Below are 26,409 nucleotides of genomic sequence, written 5' to 3' on the forward strand. Positions count from 1 at the left end.
GGCGGTGGGCGGCTCGGCCGGGTGGCCCGCCAGGCTCACCGCCGCCGCGACGATGACGGCGCCGGCGGCCGTCGCGTTCCGCCACCGCACGACCGGCGTGCGGGCCCGCGCCGACGGATCGGGCGAGGGCGTCCCCGAAGGCCTCCAGGTCGGCGGTGTCGCGCCCGGGTCAGGGCGTCGCGGCCGGGCTCACGTCCACGGCCTGCAACGTCTGGAGCTCCTCCACCGACAGGTCGGTACGCCCCCGGAGCCGGCTGGCTTGCCGGGTGACCGCCTCGTCGAGCAGTTGACGGGCGTACCGGCCGTTGCCGAAGGACCGGCCCTTCGGCACCGCCGTGAAGTGCGCCCGCAGCGCGTCGAGCGTGCCCAGCGGGCACTCGTACCCGCTGGCCGCCGCGAGGCTCTGGAAGATGGCCAGCAGCTCGTCCGGCGTGTACTGGGCGAAGTGGATGTGCCGGGTGAACCGCGATTCCAGGCCGGCGTTGGCGGCGAGAAATGCCGCCATCTCCTGGTCGTACCCGGCGACGATCACGACCACCTCGTCGCGGTGGTCCTCCATCAGCTTGACCAACGTGTCGATCGCCTCGCGACCGAAGTCGTTGTGGGCGTCCGGGGGAGTGAGCGTGTACGCCTCGTCGATGAACAGCACGCCGCCACGGGCGCGGTCGAACGCCTCTCGGGTCCGGTGCGCCGTGTGCCCGATGTACTCGCCCACCAGGTCGGCGCGGGCCACCTCGACGACCTGCCCACCGCTGAGCACCCCGAGGGCCGCCAGCAGCCGGCCGTACAGTCGGGCGACGCTTGTCTTCCCGGTGCCGGGCGGCCCGGAGAACACCAGGTGGCGGGAGACCGCGGGGGCGGGCAGCCCGGCGCTGATCCGTACCCGGGCGTTGGCCAGCAGGTCGATCAGGTCGGCGACCTCCCGCTTCACCGCCTCCAGGCCGATCATCGCGTGCAGCGAGGCGAGCAGTCCGTCCACCGCGGCGCTGCCGGCCGTGTCCGAGCCGGCGGTCGCGGCCGGCGCGGCGCCCAGGTCCTGCGGCAGCAACTGGGCCAGCTCCACCCCGTCACTGGCGCCCTGCGCGGACAGCCGGTACGCCTGCCGGCCGATCATCTCCTCGAAGATCTTCCGGGCCACCCGGGCGTTGCCGAACGACTCGGTGCGGGGCATCGCGTCGAACAGCCCGGCCAACGCGGCGCGGGTGTCGTACTCCAGCACGTAGTGGTGGGTGCGGCAGAGCCGGTCGACGATGGTGATCAGCTCGTCGGTGCGGTAGCTGTCGAACTCGACGGTGCGGGAGAAGCGTGAGGCGAGGCCGGCGTTGCCGGCCAGGAACTGCCGCATCTGCGGCGAATAGCCGGCGACGATCACGATCACCTCGTCGCGGTGATCCTCCATCAGCTTGACCAGGGTGTCGACGGCTTCCCGGCCGAAGTCGTGCCCGCCCGCGCCCTCGATCGGATTCAGCGTGTACGCCTCGTCGACGAACAGCACGCCGCCCAGCGCCTCGGTGAACTTCTGGGTGGTCTTCACCGCGGTGCCGCCGATGTGCTCCGCGACCAGGTCCGCCCGGGACGCCTCGACGAGCTGGCCGGATTCGAGCACCCCGAGGGCGGTCAGGATCTGGCCGTACAGCCGGGCCACCGTGGTCTTGCCGGTGCCCGGCGCCCCCGCGAAGACCAGATGCCTCGACATCGGCGGGCGGGGCAGCCCGGCCGCCGCCCGCCGCTGCGCGACCTGGTGCAGCCCGACCAGGGTCGCCACCTCCTGCTTCACCGCCGCCAGGCCGACCAGGGCGTGCAACTGCGCCAGCAGCGGCGCGACGGTGTCGCCGCCGTCGGACGCCACCGCGCCCGCCTCGGCGTCCGTCGCCCCCGGTGACGGGAACCGGACCGGATCCGGGGTCCGCCGGGCCGGCTCCGGGTCGGGCAAGGGCACGACGGGCGTCGCGTCGGGGGCCGGGCGGTCGTCGGTCCGCGGCGCCTCCCGCCGGTCCGGGTGGGTCGCGGCCCCCACCCGGCGGATCTGCTCCCGTCGGTTGCCGGTGATGGTGGCGCCGGTCAGGTCGACCGGCTCCCGCGTCTCCAGCAGCACCCCGTCCGTGCCGTTGTCGACGACCTCCGACCGGGCCAGCGTGCCCCGGGAGCCCGGTGCGAACCGCACGCCGACCAGGTCGCCGCCGCTGACCCGGCTGTGCCGCAGGTCGAGATCGCCGGACGCCTCGACCACGACTCCGGCCCGGGCCGCCGAGCCGATCTCGCAGGAGGTGAGTGTGGCCTGGCCGTCGCCGGCGACGACCAGCCCGTACGGGCCGCCGCGCAGCCGGGAGTCGGTGAGCACCAACCGGGCCCCGGCGACCCGGACGGCGGCCTCGCCGCAGCTCTCGACGGTGCAGCCGCGCACCGTGCCGAGCCCGCCGTCGACGCCCTGCACGCCGTACTCGCGGCAGTCCGCCACGGTCGTGTCGTCGAGCAGCGGATCGGCGCCGGTGCGCACCAGCACGCCGGTCCGGCCGCCGCTCACCGTGCACCGTGTCAGGGTGCCCCGGGCCCCACCGTCGAAGACCACGGTCGCGTCGCCGGCGGCGGTGATCCGGCAGTCCTCGAGTGTGGGCGCCGCGCCGCCGGTGACGGCGACCGCCGCCGCGGCGGTGGCGTCGAGCCGGCAGTCGACCAGCCGGCCGGTGGCGGTCTCCAGGGCGAACACGGCGTGCCCGGTGGCGGTCTCGACCTGGCAGCGCGACAGCGTCGGGGCGGCGTCCCCGGCGATCACCACCCCGTGCCCGTCGACATCCCGTACGACGCAGTCCTCCAGCGTCGGACGCCCGCCGGTGGCGACCAGCGCGGGGCCACCGGAGTCACGAATCGTGGTGCGCAGCAAGCGGACGGCGCCGCCGCTCTCGACGGCGACCGCCGGCCCGGCGACCGCGGACACGACACAGTCGGTCAGGCTGCCCCGACCGGCGCGGGCGGACAGCACGGCCGGTCCGGCCGTCTCGGTCAGCGTGCAGTCCACCAGTTCCGGGTCGGCGCCGGAGGAGATCACCACCCCCGCGCCGCCGACGTCGCGGACGGTGCTGGCCCGCACCGTCCCGGTCATCCCGCTCTCCAGCAGCAGACCGGCTCCGGCGGCGTTGCGCACCACGCAGTTGTCGAGGTCCAGGCGGCTGTCGCCGGCGTGCAGCGCGACCAGCCCGTCGGCCGTCAGCTCGCAGTCCGACATCCGCAGCGACCCGCCGGTGACCTGCACCGCCGGGAACCGGTCGCCGCCACCGACGACGGTGATGCCGCGCAGCTCGACCCGGCCGGCGCCGACGAAGAGGGCGACCGCGTCCGACGCCTGGAGCGTCACGGTGCCGGGGCCGTCCTCGGCGGCCAGCGTGACGTCCCCGACGATCCGCAGCTCCTCGTGGTAGATGCCCGGCTGGAGCACGATGGTCGTGCCGGGGCCGGCGACCGCCAGCGCGTCGGCGATGCGGGGCAGCCCGCCCGGCTCGGTGTGCGACACCGACACCACACTGGAACTCATCGCCGCGAACCTCCGGGAACGGGAACGGGAACGGGAACGGGAACGGGAGCGGTGGGCCGGGCCGGCGTCGCGTCGGCGGGCCGGTCCGGGACGAAGCGGTGACCCCGGTCGTCCAGGCCGATCGGGAAGTCCATGGTGACCGGGCCGTGGAGACCGGCGGCGGTCGCGTTCGCGCGCAGCCGCCGCAGCGTCTCCTCGCCCCGGGCGGCCGCCGCGGGGCGCTCACCGGTACGGTCGCGCAGCAGCACCCGCACGGGGCCGTCGCCGTCCGGATCGTCGACGGCGAGCACCGCGAAGCGGCTGCCCGGCGGGAAGGCCGCCGCGGGCCGGGCCGGCGAGGTGAACGGGTCGATCCGTCGGGCGCTGACCGACCAGATGACGTACTCGACCGCGACGTCGGGACCGGCCCCGCCGGACAGTCGCACGTCGACGAAGGCCGGCTCGACGAGTTCGTCGCCGGCCCGGTAGCCGTCGGCCGCCGGCGCGCTGCTGGTGGCGTAGACCGGGCCGATGACGGTGGGTAGGCGGCGTAGCCCGCTCGCCGCGCCTCGGGCGAGCAGCGTGGCCGCCCCGGGCGGACCGTCCGATCCCCGGAGGGCATGGTTCACCGCCGCCGGGTCCGCCGCGTAGGCGCAGAGCGCCACCAGGTCGCCGACCAGGTCGGCGCCGTGACCGGCAGCGCGAAGGCCGGGCTCCTCGGCGAGGGTGCGGGTGACCACCCGGGCGTACGCGTCGTAGCGGTCGGTCAACGCCCGCCGCAGCCGGGCCCGGTCCTCGGCGCCCCAGTCACCGCTGGCCAACCACCGGGCCACGCCGGGGGTCCCGGTCGCCTGCGGTGGGTCGGACGCGGGCCGGGCGGGGCTCACCGCGGCCGGGGCGTCGAGTGTCGTCGGCCGAGGGTCGGCGGCGACGGCCGGCGCGGTCGGCGGGCCGGCCAGCGTGGCCAGTCCGCTCCACCGGCCCGCCCACCGGCCCGGATCGAGGACGGTCGCGCGCGACGTCAGCTCCTCGGGTGTGTCGTTGAGCGGGGGTGGCGCGTCGACGGCCGGCGCGCCGGCCCGGGCCGGAAGCGGCAGCGGGACGGTCAACCGTGCCCCCTCTCGGTCGGCCCTGGCGGCGGTGGGACCTGACCGGTTGACAACGGACGGCACGGGCGTCGGGTTCATCGCACGACCGGGTCAGGTCCCGCCGTCGTCGGGGTACGGCGTCGCCGACCTGCCGGCCGTGCCCTGCGGGTCCTCCGCACCGGCGGTGTTCTCGTCGCCGGGGGAGATCGGGGCCTCGGCCGGACCCAGATCCTCCGCCCGGTAGCGGTCGAGCAGGTGGCGGAGGACGGCGGTCAGTTCCCGGATCTCGGTGACGCCGCCGTCCATGCCGGCGGTCGTGTACGTCTCCAGGGTCCGCGATCTGGTCTCGGCCCGCCGGTTGCCGGCGATGTGCTCACGCAGGCTCGCCAGCACGGCCTCGTACTCGTCCCGGGCCGCACGCGTGAGGGATCGGCTCAGCGTGGGCCGGGGCCGTGCCACCGGCGGCGGCGCGGCCGGCCTGGCGGCCGGTGCGGTGCCGGAGCGTGGCGCGGTGACCGGGTGGACCACCGGGGCCCCGGCGAGGGCGGCCGTGATGTCGGCCCGCGTGGTCGGGGGCTCGGCGGGCGCCGTCCGGGTCTCGGCGGAGGTTGCCGAGGGCTCGGCGCTCCGGCCCGGCGGGTGCAGCGGATCCGTGTGCTCCAGCGAACGGCTGCCAGCGGAGCGCGTCCCGGGCGTGGCGGCCGGCTCGTCTCCCGCAGGCGTGCCGGGTCCCTCGGGTCCCGGGTCGGCGTGCGACGGGTCGGTGGCGTCGTCGGTGGCCTCGTCGTCGGCGGACATCGTGTCGTCGTCGGTGGCCTCGTCGTCGGCGGACATCGTGTCGTCGGACGTCGTGTCGTCGGAAAGGTAGTCGTCGGACATCTGGTCGTCCGACGGGTCGTCGGCGGTCAGCGCGGCCAGGTCCGGGACCGGACCGCCGGGGAACCGGTGCTCGTGCAGGGCCCGGACGACCTCGATCCACTGGTCACGTGCGTTCACCAGGATCTCCGCGTGGCGGTCCAGGACGCGCTGACGAGCCAGGTTCAGCGTGCGCGCATACCGCAGCGCCACCGCCAGCGCCGGCTCCAGGAGCGGGCGTACGTCCGCGCCGGCCATCGCCGCCGCCACCAGCTCAAGCAGCAGCACCCCGTCGGCGTCGGCCAGCCGCGCCTCCGGGTGTCGCGCGTCGGAGGTCAGCCAGTCCGCCGCCAGCGCGGGCGTGTCGATCAGCGCGGTGCGGAGGCGGCCGACCGAGGCCGGTACGGCCAGGCCCGCCTGGCTGCGGCGCACCGCGACGAGCACCCGCGCCCGCAGCGCCGAGGGACGGTTCCAGTCCGCCGCCTCGCGCTCGTACCCGGCGCGGATGAGGTGATCGAAGGACTTGAGGTGCCGGTGAAGCTGCGACTCGTCCATGGTGACGTCACCCATGTGGCGCACCTCGACGACGGCCAGCGGGGTCGGAAGCGCACCGTCGTTGTCGTCCATGGCGAAGGAGCCGCTGATGCTGACCGCGTCCTTCTGACTGATCGGCATGTTGCCGGCCCCCGTCGGGCTCAGCGCGTTTCGCAGGTAGTCACGAACGCTGCCGGCGGCGGGGTTGCGCAGGCTCGTGTCCAGCAGGGCGTCGGCGTGGAGGGAGTGCGCGACCCGATCGGTGAAGCCCGCCAGCAGGATCTCGGTGATCCGGTCGCGCTGCTCGTGCAGGAAGCTCTGCACGCGTGGGGGTAGCTGGGCGCGCAGCCCCGACACCGAGGTACGCAGGCCCGCCGCGAGATAGTTCTTGCTGATCAGGCGCGAGCGCGGCGGCGCGACCCGCTGGTGCAGCATCGCGACGACCTGCGTGTAGAGCAGCGCGAGGTAGCCGCGTAGCTCCTCGGTGCCGGGCACGTCGGTGAGGAAGGGCAGTGCGAAGGGCGGCACCGGCGACCCGAGCACCTGGGTGAGATAGGACGTGGTCACCACCTGGGAGAAGTCCAGTCCGTCGAGCAGGTGTCGACGGGAGTTCTCGTTGTAGGTGCCGGCGGCGATGAACTCCAGCGGGGCGACCAGGGCGTGCATCGGGGCGCCGACGGTGAACTGCACGTAGCGGGTGTGCGGCTCGTCCGGCCTGGGCCGGATCGAGACGCCCTGCACGTGGTGTGCGAAGCCGTGCTCCGGCGGGAAAAGGTCGGACAGCAGGGTGGGCCCGCTCACCGAGGCCAGCGCGGCGTTCACCGCGTCGAGCGCGTCGAGCACCTCGTCCCGGCGGGCCCGGTTCTCCTCGCCCGGCAGGACACCCGTCGGCGCCGTGACGACCTCCAGGATGAAACTCCGGCGGTTCGTGTCGTAGGTGACCGCCAACAGGTCGGCCAGGTGGAACAGCGTCGTCTTCGGAGCCGGCAGCACCGGGAAGGTGAGCGCGAGGCCGGCGAACTCCACCTCGAGGCCGGTGGCGCCGCCGAGCAGGCCCTCCGGCTCGCCGCGGCGGCGTGGTCGGCGTACCCCGGGAGCGACCGGCACCCCGTCCCGCGGTCCGTCGATCGGCGCGATCAGCTGCCGGCTGCCGGGCAGTTCGGTGCCCAGGTCGGCCAGTCGACGATGGGCGAGCTGATAGGTGAGCAGCAGGTTGCCGAACTCGGTACGGGTGGCGGGCAGCGTCCGCTCGGTCACCCCGTCGATGCGGGCGTGCAGCGCGGCCACGCCGTCGACGAAGCTCCGCCACGAGGCCCACGCGTCCTCGCCGGCCGTACCCCGGTCGGCCACGGCGATCCGCACCCGCTTGTCGAGCGCGGGGACGCGGTGCGCGGCCGTCTCCACCTCGCTCCGCAGCCGCGCGAGCCCGACCGGCGAACCCTTCCCGGTCCGGGGCAGCGGCAGGTCCCACGCCACCTCGGCGGGTAGGACGGTCACGTCCCGGCCGCCGGCCAACGGTCGTCTCCGGGTGGGCAGGAAGTGCTGGTTGACCAGGACGATGACGTGGGTCGGCGTGGTGCCACCGCCGCCACTGAGCACCGCCTCGACGGTGCCCTCCGACAGCCCTTGCAGATCGACGCGGAGGTCGCCGCCCCGCGCGGTGGAGAGGTCGGTCGCCCAGCGGAGGACCTGGGTCACCACCAACCAGTAATGGTCTCCCTGGTCGTTGTCGTACTCGCCGGGGGTCGCCATCGACGTGGCCAGGTCCTCGATCGTCAGCAGCGCCTGCCCGGTCCGGGCGATGTCGTGGGCCGCCGGGTGGATGGCGGCCTCGGCCAGGCGCAACGTGTCACGGATGTGCTGCTGCTCCAGCGACCGCCGCAACACGGCGGCGAGGAACGCCCGCAGGGCGAGCGGGTCGTCGACGCGTACCGCACCCGGGAGCCCCGCGGCCAGGGCCACCAGCCGGGCGGCCTCGGTGACGCGGTCCGTCCCGACGGTGCGGAGCGTCGCGGCGAACACGCAGTTCCCGTCGTCGGGCACCCAACCCACCTGAAGGCCGTTCGCCCTGAGCCACCGCTGCTGGTGGGCGCGGGGGGCGTAGAACTCGCCGGGGCGGTTCCGGCTGCCCTCGTGCCACCAGGCCGGCGCCGCGGCCAGGTCGGTGTCCTCGCGTTCGTAGTGCTCCAGCCGGGCGGCGATGAGGTTGTCGAGCATCCGCTCGTCGGAGCCGGTCGTGAGGAGGTCCTCGAGGTGGCGCAGTCGCGCGCCGTCCGGGTCGTTGGTCGCGAGGTAGTGCCGTAGCCGGACCTCGGCGTCGCTTCGCACGCGCGGACCACCGGAATCGTCGCCGCTCGCGGGTGGCGGGTCCACCGGATGCCGCTGCCGCAGGCGCAGCACCGACTGTCGTTCCGCGTCGGTGCGCTGATACGTCGCGAGCAGTTCGGTGAGCGTCTGGACGAGCTGGGCCGTGTCCGCGAGGCGGCTGTCGGTCCCGGCCTCGGTGAGCCCGTCCACCTCCGCCGTCCGTTCCTGCCGTACCCGGGCATCGGACTGGCCGCTGATGTGCTCCCGGAGCCGGCTGGTGATCTCGACGAGCCGGTCGTCCAGCGCGATCCGCCGGGTCCGGTGCTGGCTCAGGGCCGGCGGGGCCGGCTCGGTCGTCGCCGGGTTGCGGGCCGCCGGCACGTGGTTCGGAACCGTCCGGTCCTCGGGGGCGACCTCGGTCAGGGTTCGACTGATCGGGGTGGAGTGCCGTCGCGCGACCGGGGTCGTCACCGTGGTGTCCCCGCCGGGCTCGTCGGACGCGGCCCGCTCCGGGGAGAGGAACGTGACTGGCCGCCGTCGACGCAGCTTGACCACCGGGGTCGCCACCGGTCCGGTCGGGCGGAACTCGTTCCCGCCCACCTCGGCCAGCACGAGTGGCCGGCCGGTGGTCGGCCCGCTGCTGGTCACGGTCCCGTCGGCGGCGATCGTCTGCACCTCGACGCCCAGCACCGCCGGGACGGTCGCCAGGGGTGGCGGTGGCGCGTCGTCCGGGAGTCCCTGCCGCCGGGCGATCAGCGTCCGTAGCTCGGCGGCGGTGGTCGCCGCCGCGACCTGCCGGACCTCCGCCGTCGGGTCGGGTTGCCGCCGCGCGGTCGCGGAAAGGGCCCGGAACCAGGAGTCCGGCCCGGACTCCGGTGCCAGCGGGACCAGTCCGTGGGCGGTGAGGGCGCCGTCCTGCTCGGCCGACAACGGCGGGGACGCGGGCGGGCGGGCCGCCCGTTCCCGCTCGCGGAGGAACCGCTCCGCCTCGGCCGGAAACTGGCCCTCGGGTCGCCGGGCCAGCTCGACCAACTCGTCGCGGGTGACGCCGAGCCGCACGGCACTGTCGATCAGGTGCGGCGGGAGCGTGTCCACGGCGAGTTCCGCGGCCACCGCCCGCCGGCTGCCGATCGTCGGCTCGAGTTCGACGTACCAGCCGTCCGGCGCGACGCCGAACCGGTCGGTCACGCCGCCGGCCGGGTCCCGCCGTCGCAGCTCCACCGGCACGCGCAGCGCCCGGGCCAGCGCCCGCGCGGCGCGTAGCGGGTCGTCCAGGAGCCGGATGTGCAACGGCGGCTCCGGCCGGGCTCCGGCCTGGGCCGCCGCGTGCACCGCGTCGACCATCCGGGTGACCAGGTCCCGGCCGGCCGGATCCGCCTCGTGCACGGCGGCGATCTGCGCGGGCGTGAGGTGTCCGGCGGCCCACCCGTCCACGGACTCGCGGAGCTGCCGGGCCTGGCCGGCGGTGTCGACCTCCACCACGAGGACGTCCTCCGCGTCGACCCCGACCGGGCCGCCGAGGTCCCGCGCGAGACCCAGCAGGGCCAGGTCCGGGCCGTCCGGCGCCGGCGTGGCGCCGTCCGGGTCGAGCCGGGCGAACGCGTCGACCAGGTCGAGGCTCGGCGACTGCGGCCCGGCGACCGGTGGGCGGGTGCGGTCCCGTCCGGCCGGGTCCGACCTTCTGCCGAACTCGGCGCGGCGTTGTTCGGCCACCAGCGCGTCGTAGTCGGCTCTGGACATCTGCACGTACACGTCGCCGCTGAACTCGTCGCTGATCCGGCGCCGCCCCCACGACGTCGGGCGCCACCAGTGCACGATGTGCTTGTGCCCCTCCAGCCGGTACCGGCCGTACATCCGCACCAGGACGGTCGGGCCCTGCTGCTTGACGTGCTCCTCCCGCCGGTGCGCGTCGGCGAACGTGCTGGTGTGCGACTTGGGCGCCTGCCGGCTCAGGTCGGTGTCGCCCTCGGTGCGGTGCGCGCCGTACGCCTCGCTGGGGTTGGAGCCGTCGGTGACGCTCAGCTTGGCCGGGCCGCCCGCGCTCAGACCGGCGGCCAGGTAGGGCGTGTCGTGGGTGGTTGAGGCGCTGAACCCCTGCTGGTACTTCGCGTACCGGCCGGTGCCGGTGCCGTCGAGCTCGGAGACGATCTCCATGTTCTCCAGCCGGCAGCGCAGCGTGAGGTCGGCCCGTCGGCTCGAGTGACCGGGCACGAAGGCGTCGGCGGCGACCTGCACCCCGTCCGGGCTCATGGCCTCCGGGGTGAGAGCGGCCAGCAGGTCGCGCGTCACCAGGGCCCGTACGGAGGCGCTGGTGTGGTAGCCGGGCCGGGTCACCCAGCGCGACGGCACCCACCGGTTCCACTTGACCGGCCGCTCGAACAGCGCCCCGAGCAGCCGGCGGCTGGCCGCCTCGGCGCCGTGCACCTGCACGCTGTCGACGAAGGCGTCCTTGGGCAGCGCGGTCGGGTTCACGTCGGACCGGAGGCCGGTCGGCGCCGCCGCCGGGGTGGCCTCGGCGACACTCTTCGGAACCTTCAACACCACCGAGCCGCGGACGGTCCGCGGCGGGAGGAACCGTTCGGTCCGGCGGAACCGGCCCAGCGTCCGGGCCACCCAGCTGCGCGAGGCCGCCGGCGACAGGGGCGGCCGTGCGCCGCCGCGGAACCGGGAGAGGACCTTGCTGGTCAGCCAGTTCGTGACGCGTCGCCCGCCGAGCTTGAGCCGCCGGACCTCGACGGTGAACTCGACGTCGGCCGTCGCCCGGTAGTAGTTGCCCCAGTCGTAGGTGGTCGACTCGTAGGTGAACTGCTCGGTGGTCGCCCGTGACCGGCTCACCCCGTCGGCGAACCGGACGCCGGGTCCGGTGGTGACCCGCTGCTGGGCGGACCTGCGCTGCTCCTCCAGCGTCGGCGGGGTGTCGGGCCGGTGCTCGAACGTGGGCTTCAACCCGGCCGAGGTGCCGCGGGTGAACTGCCGGTCCGTCGCCGCGCGGCGCTCGACGTACCGGTGGCGGTAGGTTTCCAGGCCGCTGCCGCGCACGTAGTCGCCGAACTCCGGTCGGCTGGTCAACGTGGCGCTGACCCGGACCTCGACCATGTCCTGACCGAACCAGCCGTGCGGGTTGGCGAAGTAGAGCGATACCCCGTCCGGGGAGAGGACCTGTTCCAGCAGCGGTTGGTCCCGCCCGCCGTCGAACAGCGCCTGGATCGCGTCGAGGCCGCCCTGCAACCGCCCCACGTACGGTGAGACCTGGGCGCGACGACGCCACCACGGGCGGCGCGGCGTCGTGTCCGGCGGCGGGACGAGCCGGTCGTGGGTCTTGCCGAGCAGGCCGGGCTCGAACTGGTCCACGGCGTCGATCACGACGTCGGACAGGGGCGTCCCGTCGCTGAGGGTGAGTGAGTGGATGCCGCTGTGCCCTAGCGAGGCGCCCGGGCCGGGCCGCAGGTAGGGCGGAAGGCCGAGTTTCCGGGTGGCGGCCGCGGTCGGGACGACAGTGGTGTCGAAGAGGGGCTCGAACTCCCCGATCACCTCGGGCGACATCGCCAGGTCGGTCCAGGCATGGCTGCGGGCCAGTTCGCGGGCGGCGTCGGTCCGCAGGTCGTGGTGGCGGTCCGGCTCGTCCTCGGCGGCCGCGGTCCGTTCCCACTGGATGAGGACGCGGGCCATGAGCTGGTGCGAGACCTTGAGGTCACCGCCGACCCACCGGGCGACGATGTCCAGGAGTTGTTCGTCGTCGAGCGGGACGTCACCCCGGGCGTAGTGCTCCAGGGCGTCCGGCTCGGACAGCAGGTAGATCATCGGCTCGACGTCGGTGATCGGGCGGGCGACCGGGGGATAGTTGCTGTTCGGCAGCAGCTTGGCGCGTTTGGTCTTGCCGATGCGCAGGTCGTAGCGGACCTTCGCGCGGAACGCGTAGGCGCGCTGGAAGTTGAGCTCCAGCGACTCGCGACCGCCGGTCTGCTTGGTCGAGCGGGAACGGCTCCGGCCCCACCGCATCGCGTGGGTCAGCGACGCGCTCACCCCGGTCACGTTCGACCGCCCGGGATCCCCGCCGGCGCCCAGGTCGAGCGGCGTCACCGCGACGCCCCGCCGGCGGCTGCTCGACTGGCCCGCCTGGGTCAGCGAGAGCTTGATCAGACCCAGCACGTAGGGGTCGCTGGTCGCGCCCACGAACTGGGAGGCGCCGAGATCCGCCTTGAGCGACACGGCCCGGTGCTTGTCGCGCCAGAACTTCGACGTGAAGAACGTGTCGGTGGTGTAGCGGCCCCTGGCCACCTCGGGAAAGTGGGAGAGGACCTGGGCGTGGTTGAGGAAGGTCGAGATCTCCTCGTCGGCCGTGCCGCCAGGCTTGGCCATCCGCTGCATCCGGCCACGAGCGGTGGTCAGGAGCCCGGTCACGTCCAGATAGGAGACGGCGGCGTTGTCGAGCACCGCGACCGGGGTGTCCTTCCGGCCGGTGGCGGCCCGCTCCGGGCTGTGCGCCGGCTTCGTGTTGAAGGCGGGGACGACGCGGACCGTCGCGGTGCTCGGGATCGGGGGCAGGGGTGTCGGCAGGCGACGGGTGTCGACCGACCGGCCGAGGACGCGTTTCACGAGCTGCTTCCACGACCACTGGCGGTCGTGCTCGATGACGACCCCGTACTGGGTCGTCACCTCGAACTCGGTCAGCTCGCCCTGGTACTCCATCAGGCGGGGCATGTTGCTGACCTGGTTGACCGACTCGTCGCCGCCGACGCCCCGGTCCCACTCCACACCGATGCCGGCTCCCTGCAGTTGCCGGCCGGTCTTGGTGGGCAGGAACCGCAGCTTCGTGCCGGCCGCGAAGCCCTGCCCGCCGCCGGCCGAGGAGCCGCCGGAGTCGAGCCCCATCTCCAGGTTGACGATGTGCCGCTCGCTGGTGCGGCGGGGATCGGAGGTCGGGTCGACGGGGACCGTCAGGCCGCGCTTGTCCTGGACCTCCCGCGGGCGGGCCTCGATCGTCACGCGCGCCGAACGGACGCCGAAGGTGGTGAACCACCCGGTGTGCCGCTTCCGCACGGTGATCGAGAATCCGCCCTGGTGGACACCGTCGAAGTTCGACTCCAGCGCGGCGGTGGAGATGAGCTTGCGCAGCAGCACCCCGTTGTTGACCTGGCTGTCCCGCTTGCGGCTGAACCAGGAGCGGCGTTCGAAGGCCGCATCGGGGTCGCGTACCACGTAGCCGAACCTGGCGAGTTCCCGTTCGACCCGGTCGACCAGTCTGTCGACGAGTTGCGGGTCCACCTCGACGATGCCCTTGCCGATGCCCCGGCCCCGGCGCGCGTGCTCCGGCACGGTGGGTGGCGCCGCGTCGGCGACCGCCGGGGACGCCTCCGGTGTGGGCGTCGCTCCCGGCTTCGACGGTGGTTCGATGCCGTACGCGACGGCGTCGGCGGTGGGCACCCGGACCATCGCCCGACCCCTGATCTCAAGCGGCTGGTAGGTAGCGCCCGGATGGTCGTGCCGGGTGCGCGGCCGCCTCCCCCGTACCGCCGAGCCGGCCCTGACCAGCACGTTGCGACGTCGCCGCACCTGCACCGTGGCCTGGTGGGCGAACTCCAACTGGTACGCCGAGGTGAAGCTGGCGTAGCGCGAGACGAGGACCCAGAGACCGAGCCGGCCGGCGGAGTTGCCGTTCCGGTTGGTCCAGCTCCACCGCGCGTACGGCAGCTTCACCGCGAATCTCAGCTTCGGCACCCGCGCGACGAGGAACTCCAGGCTGGGCTCGATGCTGGCCTCGTTGGTGACCGACGACCCGGCGGTGGTACCGGAGATGGCGGTCCGGACCTCCTCGACGTGCGCCTTGTCGCTGGGCGCGCTCACCGGACGCCCGTGCCCGATCCGCCGGGTGCGGATCCGGACGTCGGCGACGACCCGGCCGTTCTCCACAACCGTGAACGCGTAGCCGCGGTACCGGTTGACCGCCTTGTCGAGGTGGGTGTCCAGGTTGGAGACACGGTGCCAGACGTCGGACCGCAGCGGATGCCCGAGGGGGATCGGTCCGCGTTCCCGTTCCAGTTGCCGGACGATGTCGTCGGCGAGCAGATGCAGGCTGGTGAGCCCGGAGGCGTAGAAGACCTTCGGCAGACGCCGGTCGGCGCCGAGGGGCGCGCGCGCGTTCGGCCGGATCGTGGCGGCCAGTCGGTCGGCCCGGCCGGGCTCGGCCCGTTCCAGATACTTCTCCGGCAGGGCGAGGGTCAGCCGTTCGGCGGCGTCGAGCGTGGACGTGGGCAGGTCGGCCCAGCTCTGGGTCGCCTGGTGGCGCACCTGCAGGTGGTACCGCGCGGCGGCGGAGAGCAGGGCGGCGTCCTCGCGGGTGTCCTCGACCCGGCCGACCTCGGCGTCGCGCACCGTGCCGGTGGACCGGTTGACGAGGTTGCGGACGAACCGCACCGCGGCGCCGATCCGCACCGAGAGCAGCAGGTGCGGCACGCCGAACGCGAACCCGGGCGAGCCACCGAAGCGGAACCAGCTGATCGGGCCCGAGTGGCTCTCGCTGTGCGCGCCGACCTGGAAGGTGCCGTGGATCGTCTCGGTGGCGCGCACCTGAGCGGCCCGTCCGGCCGGGGCGGGCGGCGGGCCGGGCTCCCCGTCCGGCCGCCCCGCGCCGGCCCCGGTCCTGGCGGCGGTGGTCGGCCCGGGCGCGAACTCCTGGCGGGGGTCGGTCAACTCCAGGCGTACCCGCACCTCCACGTTGCCGATGAAGACGACCATCCCGTCGCCGACCAGATGCCGGTAGTTGTTGCCCAGCACCCCGCGGATCCGGTCCCGGGCCGTGGCGTCCTCGGGGACCCCGTGCTGCCGGGCGTACCTGATGAGCCGGCCGGTGAGCCGGTCGAGGTCGGGCAGCGCGTGGGCCGGGATCCCCGCGGCGTACGCGATCGGATCAAGCTGGCCACCGCCGACCGGGACGGCGGCGCGGGCCGGTGGGGGCGGCGGGTCGACCGCTCGCCGGTGGCTGTCCCAGGAGTCGGCGATGGCGACGTGCACGGTGACCGTGCCGACGTGCGGGGCTCCGCCGCCCGGTGTCGGCCGCCCGCCCGCCGCCAGTCGCCGCAGCGTACGCCGGAACCTGCCGCCGCGATCCCGGTCCGACGCCGTCGCCGCCGGCCGGTGCCGGAAGAGGACGATGGGCGGGTCGCCGCCGGTGGCCCGGGAGAGTTCCTGCCGGACCCGCTGTTCCAGCGTGCCGGCCAGCCACTGCGCCCGCCGACGCCCCAGCCCGGCCGGCGAGCGCCCGAGGAGTCGCGGGGGGCCGTCGCCGTGGCCCTCGATCGTGACGATGACCGGAGCGCCCTCGGGCGGCCGGTGGGCGGCCGTGCGGACCACCCGGTCGGCGATGCTCCCGGCCAGCTCGTCCAGGTCGACGCCGTCGTCCGCGAGCGTCTCGTGACGGCCGGGAACGAACCGCAGCGCGACCGGCGGATCGTTGACCGCGGCCGGGGCGACCGGTTCCGCCGGGGGCGCGACCGGCATGGTCGGGGTGGCCGCCGGTGCCGGGGGCGCCGGGGGCGGGGCGACGTAGGCGTGGAAGGCGGCGTGGCCGGTGCCGGCCTGAGCGTGGCGATAGAGCCGGATCGGGACACCTGTCGCGCCGGCCGGGGAGAACGACCGGGCGCGGGTGCCGTCGTCCACGACGACCGGCCGTCCGAGCAGCACCGCGACGAGCATCGGTCCGACGTCGGGCTGGTCGTGCGGAGTGTCGGGGCGCAGCAGGTCCGCCAGGGTGGCGCGCAGGGCGGCGTCGTCACCGGCCGGCACGACGGCCGTCGCCGCCCGGATCTCCGCGAGTTGGGCCGCGGTGAGCTGAGCGATCCGGGGGACGAGGAGATCGTGCAGGTCCGCCACGACGTCGGTGAGCGCGGTGGTGCTGATCACGCGTCGCTGCTGGGCCCGTTCGTCACGCAGCCGGGTCAGGTCGGCCCGCACCACCTCGTTCTGGAACGCCTGCTCGTCGACGTTGTCGAGTTCGCCGTAGAGGACGGCGGCCAGCAGGTGGTTGCCGTCGCCCAGCAGCAGGGCACGGTCCTCGGTCCGCAACCGCTCCGGTTCCACGGGTGTCGACGAGCCGGCGGGGCGGCGGAAGGGGAGGCGGATCGGGTCGGGCGGCGGTGTCGGCTCCTCCGTGGGCGCCGGTCGATCTGCTATCGACCCACTGCGCCCCGCCGGCAGATCCGGAGGAGTTCCGCCTCCGTCGGTAGCTCGGAGCCCAGGTGATCCCGCGCGATCCGCGCCGCCTCCGGCCGACTCACCGACCGGCTCCGCCCGGTTTGGCCGAACAGCAGCGGCGCCGCTGCCTCCGGTGCGTGGACCCACCGACGCCGCGGCACGTGCCAGATCACCGCCTGGAGCGGACCCGGCCAGAGCCGTACCGCGATCAGTCCCGTCGGCGTCGGCGCCGCCGGTGGTGTCACCGCGTGATATTCGAGCTGGTCCGGTGTCATAGCGTTCCCGTTCCTCCGCGGTGAAGATCTCGGTCATGCTCAGGCCGTGCGCGACGACCACGTCGGACAGGGTCTGGCCGGCCCGCTCCAACTGGCCGAGGTACGTCTGCCACAACCCGGGACTCCGGTCGATGAATCGCGCGAAGCTCCGGGACCGGCCCGACGGCAGCCCGTCGAGATCCGTGGGAAGAGGCCGGCCGTGGTCGCGCTGGATGCGCAGCATCTCCAGGAAGGCGTCCACCCGTTCGGACATCGGCGCCGTCCCGCGACGCGCCACCTCGTAGAACGGGTGGGTGATCGTGGCCGTCCGCCAGGACGACTCGGTGGGGAACTGCACCTCCAGCGGATCACCCTGCCGGTTCCGCACGATCACCCGCAGCCCGCACCAGTCGTTGCCCGGCACCCAGAAGTTCTTGACGTCCTCGTCGCCCCGGACGGTGTAGTCGCGTCGCGCCAGCTCGGCCAGCACCTCGCGCACCGTGGCGGCGTACCCGACCGGCGAGACCTGGACGGCGAATCGCGCGCCGTCCTGGTTGCCGGCCAGGAACGCCTCGGCGGTGAGGCCCGTGGTGATCCGCCGCATCTGGTACTTGCGGGCCAGCGACGCGAGGGACTTGGTGCGGTTGCCGGTGCCGACGAGGTGGGCCCGCTGCCCGCCGGGGTCGATCACCCGCAGCGCGTCGCGCATGATCGGAAGCGCCTCGTTCGCCCGGGCGCGCGCGGCTCGGACCCCTTCCTCGAGGACCCGCCGATCGTCGTCGGACAGGTCGTCGCCGAGCCCGCGCTCGTCCTCCGGAGGCTCCGGCGACGGCTGACGCTCCGGTGGCGTGGCGGGTGCCGGCGGTGCTGTCGGCGGTGGCGCGACCGGCGGTGACGCGACGGTTGCCGGCGCTGCTGTCGGCGGTGGCGCGACCGGCGGTGGCGTGGCGGGTGCCGGCGGTGCGACGGGTGGCGGCGGTTGGGCGGTGACTGTCAACGGCTGCTTATCCGCCGTGTCGGCCCGGGACCGCTCGGGCTCTTCCGGCCGGATCGCCGGCGCGGCTTCGGCGGGACGCCGGGCGGCCGGGTCGCGGGACAGGCTGCGGGCGCGGTTCGCCGGGGAGCCGCCGCCCCGGTCCGTCTGCGGCCGCGGTCCGGTCAGGACGCTCATCAGCAGCGGCAGGGCACCGAGGGTGTCGGCGGTCTCCGGGCGGCGGCGGGTGGACCGGACCGTCAGGTGGTGGGAGTTGTCCGGCAGCCCGAGTTCCGCCGGAGACGGCAGATCGGCCAGGGTGAGACCGTGGTCGAGAACGACGTCCAGGAACGACCGGTCGGCCCGCTCCAGTCCGCCCAGATAGGACCGCCACTCGTTCCCCCGCACCCGGACGAGTTCCGCGAGCCCTTTCTCCCGGCTCTTCGGCAGACCGGTGAGCGGATGAGGGAGATCCCGGTTCAGGCCGTTGTCCCGGTTGAGTCGCAGCAGGCTCAGGTAGGCGCTCACCCGCTCCGGCATCGGCGCCGTCTTCAGCCGGACGACCTCGTGGAAGCGCCGGGCCTGCTTCGCGGTCCGCCACGAGGCCGCCGTGGGGAACTCCACCTCGATCAGCCGGCCGCGGTAGCGCAACGTCGTGGTCAGCCCGAACCACCGGCCGCCGGGCCACCAGAACGGCACCATGTCGGCGTCGTCGCGACGTTCGTAACCCTCGGCCTCGAGGCGGGCGAGCACCGTGTGGACCGCCGAGCTGTACCCGACGCTGGGCACGCGGACCGAGAACCTGACGGAATCCTTGTTGGTGGCGAGGAACGTCGCGAGGTCGATGTGCTCCCGCAGATTCCGGTCGCGGAACTTGCGGGCCAGGGACGACACCGTCTTGGCCCGATGCCGGACGCCGACCAGGGTGACGTCGATGCCGGACGCCCGGACGGCGTCGGTCACCCGCCGCATCACCGTCAGCGTCTGGTCCGCCCGTTCCTTGGCCACCTGGGCCGCGTCGAAGAGCGCCTCCTGGTCGGCGGGGGCGAGGCTCTGGATCAGTTCCCGCTCGACCCGGCGGGCGTCGAACGCCCGCCCGCCCCGCCGCGGCCCGGCGTGTGTCGCGTGTTCCGCGGGGGCGGTGGCCGGTGGCGGGAGCGGCGTCTCGGACCGGTGCGGAGAGTCGGGGGGCAGATGGAGCCGCTCCCGATCGACGAGCGTGGCCAGGCTGAGCCCGTGCTCGGCGACGACGTCGGCGAAGGTCCGGCCGGCCACCAGCAGACCGTCGAGATACTGCTGCCACGGACCGGCGTCCGAATCGACGAGCGTGGCCAGTCCGTTGTTCACGGGGTCGGGGAACAGCGTCCTCGCGCGGTTCAACCCCAACTCGTCGTTGATCCGCAGCATGCTGAGCACGGCGGAGACCCGGGCCGACAGGGGCGCCGATGCCAGGCGGTTCACCCGGTGGAACTCGCGGGTGAGCTGAACCGAACGCCACGACTGCTCGGTGTGGATCTGGAGTTCCCAGGGCCGTCCGTCCGGGCCGCGCATCGGGATCGTCGCCCCGAACCGGGTGTTTCCGGGACGCCAGTGGTCGAAGATGCCGTCGTCGTCGTCGACGGTGTTGTGCCCGAGGCGACGCAGCGCGCTCAACACCTCGAAGAGGAGCATCTCGTGTCGATCGGCGGGGGCCAGCACCGAGAAGCGGACGGTGTCCTCGTTCTGTGTGAGGAACCGCTCCAGGGAGATGTCCTCTCGCTGTCTCAGCTCGGCGTACTGCTGCGCCAGGCGATGCGGCGACTTGGTGGCCTCAGCCGGCTCGGCCAGCCTCAGGCCGTAGCGGGAGGCGCTGTTGAGGTCGTGCACCGCCCGGCCGACGGCGCGGGAGACCGTCATGGCGCGCGCGCGGGCCCTGGCGACCGTCCGCTCGATCATCCTCCGCTCGGCTCCGGTGAGGCTGGACCTGAGGTCACGTTCGACGGCCCCCACGTCGAACGTCGCCGGGTCAGGTGGCCGTCCGACGCCGGTCCGGGGACTGCCGGCGCCGGTTGCGTGCCGCGCGGCAGACGGTTGCCCGAGAGGCGGGAGCGGGCGCGCGGGAGGTGGCTCGGGCGGGATGGTCGGGCCGCCCCCGCCGGTGCCCGACCCGGACGCGGCACCGGTTCCGGCCCGTCGGTGGGCGACGCGGGAGAGGCGGATCGCCTTCGAGATCTCCGCCTCGTCGAAGTCGTCGTCGCGGATCGGCAGATCATCGGCGGCGGGCTCGGCCGTCTCCGCGCCCCGTTGCGCCCACGGCACTCGACCCTTGCCCTTGTCCTGTCGGGGCCGTGCTGCCGTCACCGGGCTCGACCCAGCGGTGGTCGGGCTGCCCGAGCCCTCCGGCGGCGGGCCGGAGACGTCACCCTCACGCTCCGAAGCCTGCTCGACGACCAGGTGCAGGCTCCGGCGGAAGCGCTGAAGGACGCTCTGCTGGGTCTCCTGGGCGGGAGCTTCGAGGGCCAGCCGACGGGTCAGGCGCGAACGCGGTGAGTCGGGGGGCGAGTTCGGCCCCGTCGGTGGGGAGTCGGGCGCGGGCTGGCCAGGCGTCTGCGGTCGGGAGAACAAGCCACTCAACCGGGTCGGTGGGCGCGGCGGCGAGTCGGGCAGCGGCCGGGATCGCCCGCCCGGGGAACCGACCGGAACCGGGCGGGTGGCACGCGCGCTCGGTGCCGGGTCGCTGACGTGCTCCCGGAGAGGCGTGGCGGTCGCGGACCGGGCGATCCCCTCCGGCCCCTCGACCGGAGCGTCACCGGGCGGGTGTTCCTTCTGCTGCCGTGGGAGCATGCCCGCGGCGACCGGGCCGACCGGCGCGTCCAGCAGCCCGCGGGCTTGGACGTCCGACCGCTCGCCCCCGATGTCCACCGCCCGGCCGTCCGGACCGAGCACGAGGATCTCCGACTCCGGCGAGCGGAGCTGCCCGGACCAGAACGTGGTGTGCGGCCCGTCCACCCGGACGTCGTGATCGAACGAGTCCGGCTGCTGCGGGTCCACCCATCGCAGCGTCACCGTCGGCCCGCGACCGTCCGCGACGACCCAGTAGACGTGCGCGCGGTCCCGCTGCGGCCGGGCGACCACAAGCGCCATCGCGCCCGGCTTGTCCGCCAGGTAGGCCAGCACCCGGGCGCCGTCGTTGCTGGTGGCGGTGTCGCCGCCGAGCAACCGGAGCAGTTCGGCGGTGTCGGCGACGGAGGGTCCCCGCCGGCCGGCGTCGACCAGGCCGGCGCCGGCCAGGCCGGTGCGGGGGCCCGGATTCGACCGGCGGCCGTGCACCTTCGCGAACACGTCCCAGGCCAGTGGCACGCAGTCCAGGCCGGGGTCGCCGGTGGCGCCGGGCCGCTGCTCGCGCTGGCGGAGCCAGTCGTCGAGCACGGACATCCGGGCCGCCGGGTCCGCCGCCACGGCACGGTCCCACGGGGGTACGCGGTCCGGCGCGCCCCCCGTGGCCGGCACCGTGCCGGGCGTCGCGGGCGTGCCGATGTCGGCGGGCGCCAGCGGTTGCGGGACCTGCGCGTATTCCCCCGGCGCGACCCGGTCGGGCCCGGTGCCGGCCGTGCCCGGCGCGGTCTTCTCGGTGCCCGGCCCGGTGGACGCGTCGCCCGCGTTCTGGCTGGCCGTGCCGCCCGGTCCGGTAGCCGTGCCGCCCGGGCTGTGGCCGGCCGTCCCGGGGGCGGTCGCGGTGGAGCCCGCGGGCTGGCCGGCGGACGTGGGCGTGCCGGAGGTGGGCGGCCCGCCGGCCTGGCCGACCGACGCGAAGGTGACGGGCGCGAGCGGGGTGGCGGGTGTCGGCGCGTCGGCGCGCGCCTGCTCGGCGTCCGCCCGGCCGGTGTCCACCCCCGACGCCGGGTCGCCGGAGCGATTCGACCCGAGGGCCCCGTCGTCGCCGGTGGTCCGATCGGTGTCGTCCCACCGCGGGCCGCCGTCGAACGCGTCGGGGCCCGACGCGGCGTCGAGGAGGTCGCGGACCGACGAGGTGTCGGAGAAGTCGGACAATGAGGAGGTGTCGGAGAAGTCGATGTCATCGAACGTCTGGCGTGCCGACCGTGGATCGTCGAACGGCGAGTCCGCGTAGGGCGAGGTGTCCGACTGTGTCGCGGTGTCCGACGCCGACCGACCCGGGGCCGCCTCGCCGGCCGTGGCGCCCGGTTGGCCCCGATCCCCGCCCGCGGCGTTGTCACCGGTGCCCGTGGCCGTGCCTGCGGCTGTGCCTGTACCTGCCCCGACACCTGTGCCTGTGCCTGCCCCGACACCTGTGCCTGTGCCTGCCCCGACACCTGTGCCTGTGCCTGCCCCGGCACCTGTGCCTGTGCCTGTGCCCGGGACGATGCCGGAGGCGGTCCGGTTCGGTGTGGCGTCCGCGCCGGTCGTGCTCGTCGGGTCGACCGGGCGGGCCGTGTCGGGCAGCGCGGTCGGTTCCGCCGCCGTGTCGACGGCCGTGGCATCGACCGTCGCCGGGCTCGCGTCGTCGCGCTTGCGGTCGGGGGAGGGGTGGTTCGGGTAGAACCGGTCGTGCAGGGCCGTGCCGGCCGATCCGGCGCCCGAGTCGAGCGTGCCGCTGATGGCGCCCGAGGTGGCCGCGGCGGCGCTGACGCTGAACCCCTGGCCGTTGGCAGCGGAGACGGTACCCCCGGCGATCACCTCGATGGCGACCGAGGCGGCGACCTCGGTGACGAACTCCCCGGTGTGCTGGCGCACCTGCTGCAGGCGGGTGGGCGGGGCGGTGCCGGCCCGCACCGGGACGTCGCGCCCGACGGGAACCGGCACGGGTGGCGGCGGCGGGACCGGACCGGGAATGGGGGTGGGACGCGGAGGAGGCGGCGCGGGGACCGGCTTCGGGGTGGGGCGCGGGGTCGGGACCGGTGGGGTCGGGCCGTCGGAAAGCTGCCGGGGCCGGACGGGAACCCGGTTCAGCAGCGTGCCGATGTTGCCGAAGGCGGGGCCGAGCACGGCGACGACGAGGCCGGCGATGGTCCCGTCGCGCACGGCCTGCCAGAACTGCGCCTGGTCGAACGTCCGGCGTGTGCCGAGCCGCATCTGGATCCGCTGGATGATGGCGTCCATCAGCGCCTCGGTCAGCGCCTCCGTGGCGACGGCGCCCAGCGCCGCCAGCATCAGGCGGCTGAACAGCAGCCTGATGACGAACCGGAAGATGGCGATGCGGGCGGCGAGCCAGGCCATCGCCATCCCTGGGTTGATGAAGGCCGCCGCGAAGGCCCAGACGAACTCGATGAACATCTGGACCGTCGCCCCGAGGATGCTGAACTTCTGGTACTGGGTCCGCATCGCGGCGTTCTCGGTGGTGGCGCTGACGTTGTGCAGGTGGGCCGCCGTGTTGCTCACATAGCCGGGCGTGCGGACGTAGTCCTGCATGCTGGCCACGAAGGCCCGCTGCGTCTCGCCCCCCACGCCCTCCTGGACCCGGCGTACGGCGCCGGCCAGCTTCGGCTCGGCCGCCTCGACGAGATCGGCCGCCGTCTTCAGCTCCCGGGCCAGCCGGCGCATCTTCTCCGCGCTGGCGCCGGGGAACTTCTGGTCGGTCAGCCAGTAGAGGAAGTTGGCGAGCCGGTCCGGGATCTCAATCTCCACGGCCGGCCCCTCCGTCGATCGGGGCCGGCGTCGAGGTGACGCCGGCCGTCATGGACGCGTTCCGCCGAAGGAGGCGACGTCCGTGTTCAGTTCCTCGACCGCGCCGAGCAACTGGTTGAGCGCGGTCACCTGGTCGGCGTCGCCCGCGGACAGGTCCCGCAGGCCGTACAGCAGCATGCGGATCTGCTCGACCTGGGCGGCCAGGCCCTCGTTGAGGATCTGGTCGGACGCGTCGCGGATCGTGGTCGCGACCGGCAGCCAGTCGTCGACCGCGGCGTCGAGCGTGTCGATGACGTTCTGCATGTGTGTGACGAACGGCGCGAAGGACTCACTGCGCAGCAGGTCGGTGTCGGCGTGCAGGGGTGGGGTCGGCATGTGTCAGCTCCGTTCCGCGCCCGGTGCGTCCGGCAGGTCGGGGACCTGTCGCATGGCCTGGCTGATCATCTCGTCGATGTCGGCGGTCCCGTTGATCATGTCCATGATCGGCAGGGACTGGGGGAGGACCGCCGAGAACATCGACGCGACCTCGGCGACCGCCTGCCGGCGCGCCTCCGCGATGGTCTCCACCAGCAGCTCGCTCAACTCCCGCGGGGGCATCGAGCGGTATCCGCGCGAGTGGAACGTGATGTCGACGACCTCGCCCTGGGCGTCGACGACGACGGACAGCGCCCGGTTCCTGGACCGGACCGTGATCCTCCTGTCCGCCATGTCGTGCTGCACCCGGGTGATGGCCTGCTGGCTCTGCTCCAGCTCGGTGTAGGCCCGATCGATCTCGTCATGCCAGGAACCGGACATGCTGTTTCGCCTTTCCTCTCGACTAGCGGTTTCCGCGCCCGCGCGACGGCTCGTAGCCCGGCTGCGGCGTGCGGGGCGGTGCGGGCGTCCGGGTGGGCCGGCTGGCCGGCTCGGGTTCGAACTCCTCCCGCCCGATGACGGCGACGGTGACGTCCGGATCGGTGCCCCAGACCTCTTCCTCCTCGGCCAGCCAGGTGCTGCGCTCGCGCTCCTTCTCGTTCTGGTTGCCGCCACCCCCGCCGCCCATCGGCGGCATGAACGGCATGCCGCCCATGCCACCCATGCCGGCGCCGGCCGCGCCGGTCGTGCCGTCCGCGCCCGGCGAGGCGTACGCGGCGGCGCCGGGCAACGCCGCCAGGTTCTCGCCGCCGGAGGCCAGCGAACCGGCGCCCATCGTCCCCGGTGGCAGGCTGCCCAGCCCGGCCGCGGCGTAGCCCGCCGGCGGGGTCCCCAGCGGCCCGAGGGCGAAGCCGCTCGGCTGACCCGGCGTCCGGACGCCGGTGGCGTCGAAGCCGCCCAGTTCCGAGCCGCTGGAACCGACGTCGCCGGGATCGATGGTGGCCGGGCTGCCCCCGGAGAGCCCACCGCCGACGTTCTCGTCGTCGAAGCCGGAGCCCGAGGTGCCGGCGGTGCCGCCTGCGGAGCCGCCGCCGGTGCCCGGCCGGCCCGGCAGACCGCCGCCGGTCGCCATGCCGCCACCGATCAGGGGAGGACCACCCGTGCCGCCGCCGGTCTCACCGCCGGAGGCGCCGATCCCGCCGGGGCCGTCGAGGCCGCCACCGCCGGGCCCGCCGGCGCCGTCGAAGCCACCCGACCCGCCGCCGGATCCACCGTCGAAGCCGCCCGCGACGTCGGCGCCACCGGCGCCCCCCGCGCCACCGAAGTCGCCCGTGTCGCCGGCGCCGCCGAAGCCGCCCGACTCGCCACCGAACTGCGCTCCGCTGCCGCCACCCGGTGGTGGGACGGCGGCGTTCGAGACACCGCCGACGTCGCCGCCGCTTCCCCCGGGTGGTGGGGTGGACCCGTCGAAACCGCCGCTTCCGCCGGGCGGCGGGAAGGATCCGCCGGAGCCGCCGCTTCCGCCGGGCGGCGGGGTGGCGCCGTCGAAGCCGGGTGGTGGAGGGCCGTCGATGCCGGGCGGTGGCGTGTTGCCCCCGGTGCCCGACGTCGGGTACGGCACGTGCGGCAGAGTGATGACGCCCCGCCCGAAGGCCGCGATCAGGTCGTTGTAGCTCTTGATGAGCAGCCGGGTCGCCGTCTGCGAGGCGGTGTCGAGTTCGTCGTAGCGGCTCTGCCACTCGTGCTTCAGGTCGTTGTTCAGCCGTACCCACTCGGACTGTTTGATGACGTCGTAGGTGGCGTTGCCGGCCTTGCCGAGGATCGAACCGAAGTTCAACGTCCAGGTCTCCTGCCGGTCGCCGGTCGCCGCCGACCTGTCGACGTTCGCGTCCGCCGCGTCGACCTGGCGCTCCATCTCCTTGAGCAGCGCGTCGACCAGGGTGTTCGGGTCGTGGTGCTGATACGCCGTGTAGGCGCTCCACGCGTCCTTCAGACGCTGCCGGAACCGGTCGATCTCGGTCGCGGTCAGGTCGAGCACGTGCGGCCAGCCGGTGTCCACGTAGTGGTTGTGGTTGAGCTCGAACCGGCCGCTGATGTTCTCGGCGAGGCGTTGCATGCCGAGCGCCATGTCGTGCATGGCCCAGGCGAAGACGTCGGCGGCGGAGCCGTCGAACGACCCCCCGGCGTGGACCTCGTCGTACATCGCCCGGAGCCGGGCCTGACCGGGGCCGGTCAGATAGGCGTGCACGTTGCGGAAGCGGGTGGCGACGTCGCGGAACATCGCCGGGTCGAGGTACTGGTTGGTGTCGATCCCGTCGATGATCTCCCGGCTCGCGTCGACAAGCGCCTTGCCCTGGCGTGCCGGCGAGTTGTCGCCGCCCTCGTAGAAGTAGACCGTGGCGCGGATGAGCTGGAAGTTGGCCATGTCGTTGTAGGCGCGGTACCGGTAGATCGTGATCTTGTTCCAGTCGTTCCCGTTGGGCATCCAGTGCTCCCACGGGCGCTGGTAGTCCTGCTCCGTGGCGGCCGAGGTCTCCCAGAACGACATGTCGAGGCCGAGCCAGGCGGGGGTGCTGACCCGGGACGAGTCGATGTCCTTGTCGGTGCCGAGAACGACCCGCATCGACTCGTCCCAGTCCATCGGCTGTGTCATCTGATCCCCTCAACTCCGACCGGCGGCGTGCGTCCGGGTTCGTCGGCCCGCGCGGCACCGCCGTCCGCCGC

Annotated in this window: 6 protein-coding genes; all 6 read right to left on the bottom strand. The window is 74.2% G+C overall.

The window, feature by feature from the left end:
- Positions 1-169: 169 nt before the first annotated feature.
- Positions 170-3,529, bottom strand: coding sequence for a right-handed parallel beta-helix repeat-containing protein (locus tag ACLQ2W_RS25855; RefSeq protein ID WP_425789414.1), 3,360 nt, complete (start codon positions 3,527-3,529; stop codon positions 170-172).
- Positions 3,526-4,617 carry a hypothetical protein gene (locus tag ACLQ2W_RS25860; protein ID WP_425789416.1) on the bottom strand — a complete coding sequence of 364 codons (1,092 nt, stop codon included), beginning with the start codon at positions 4,615-4,617 and terminating at the stop codon, positions 3,526-3,528. The genes ACLQ2W_RS25855 and ACLQ2W_RS25860 overlap by 4 nt, the downstream gene beginning before the upstream one ends.
- A 90-nt stretch (positions 4,618-4,707) precedes the next feature.
- Complete coding sequence (locus ACLQ2W_RS25865) at positions 4,708-23,331, bottom strand: hypothetical protein (RefSeq protein WP_425789418.1); 18,624 nt, start codon at positions 23,329-23,331, stop codon at positions 4,708-4,710.
- 48 nt (positions 23,332-23,379) lie between these two features.
- Entirely contained in the window at positions 23,380-23,706 is a 327-nt protein-coding gene (locus ACLQ2W_RS25870; RefSeq protein ID WP_425789420.1) for a hypothetical protein, read from the bottom strand.
- Positions 23,707-23,709: 3 nt separating this feature from the next.
- The gene (locus tag ACLQ2W_RS25875) at positions 23,710-24,126 is read right to left on the bottom strand and encodes a YbaB/EbfC family nucleoid-associated protein (RefSeq protein WP_425789422.1); all 417 of its coding nucleotides are present in this window, start codon (positions 24,124-24,126) and stop codon (positions 23,710-23,712) included.
- A 22-nt stretch (positions 24,127-24,148) separates the two neighbouring features.
- Entirely contained in the window at positions 24,149-26,338 is a 2,190-nt protein-coding gene (locus ACLQ2W_RS25880) for a WXG100 family type VII secretion target (RefSeq protein ID WP_425789424.1), read from the bottom strand.
- Positions 26,339-26,409: the final 71 nt, after the last annotated feature.

This window comes from Micromonospora sp. DT227 (genome assembly GCF_049841835.1).
Lineage (GTDB): Bacteria > Actinomycetota > Actinomycetes > Mycobacteriales > Micromonosporaceae > Micromonospora.

Bases quoted from the DNA above. Each gene is read 5' to 3' on its own strand.
- ACLQ2W_RS25855 (WP_425789414.1), bottom strand. From the start codon at position 3,529: ATGAGTTCCAGTGTGGTGTCGGTGTCGCACACCGAGCCGGGCGGGCTG.
- ACLQ2W_RS25870 (WP_425789420.1), bottom strand. From the start codon at position 23,706: ATGCCGACCCCACCCCTGCACGCCGACACCGACCTGCTGCGCAGTGAG.
- ACLQ2W_RS25875 (WP_425789422.1), bottom strand. From the start codon at position 24,126: ATGTCCGGTTCCTGGCATGACGAGATCGATCGGGCCTACACCGAGCTG.
- ACLQ2W_RS25880 (WP_425789424.1), bottom strand. From the start codon at position 26,338: ATGACACAGCCGATGGACTGGGACGAGTCGATGCGGGTCGTTCTCGGC.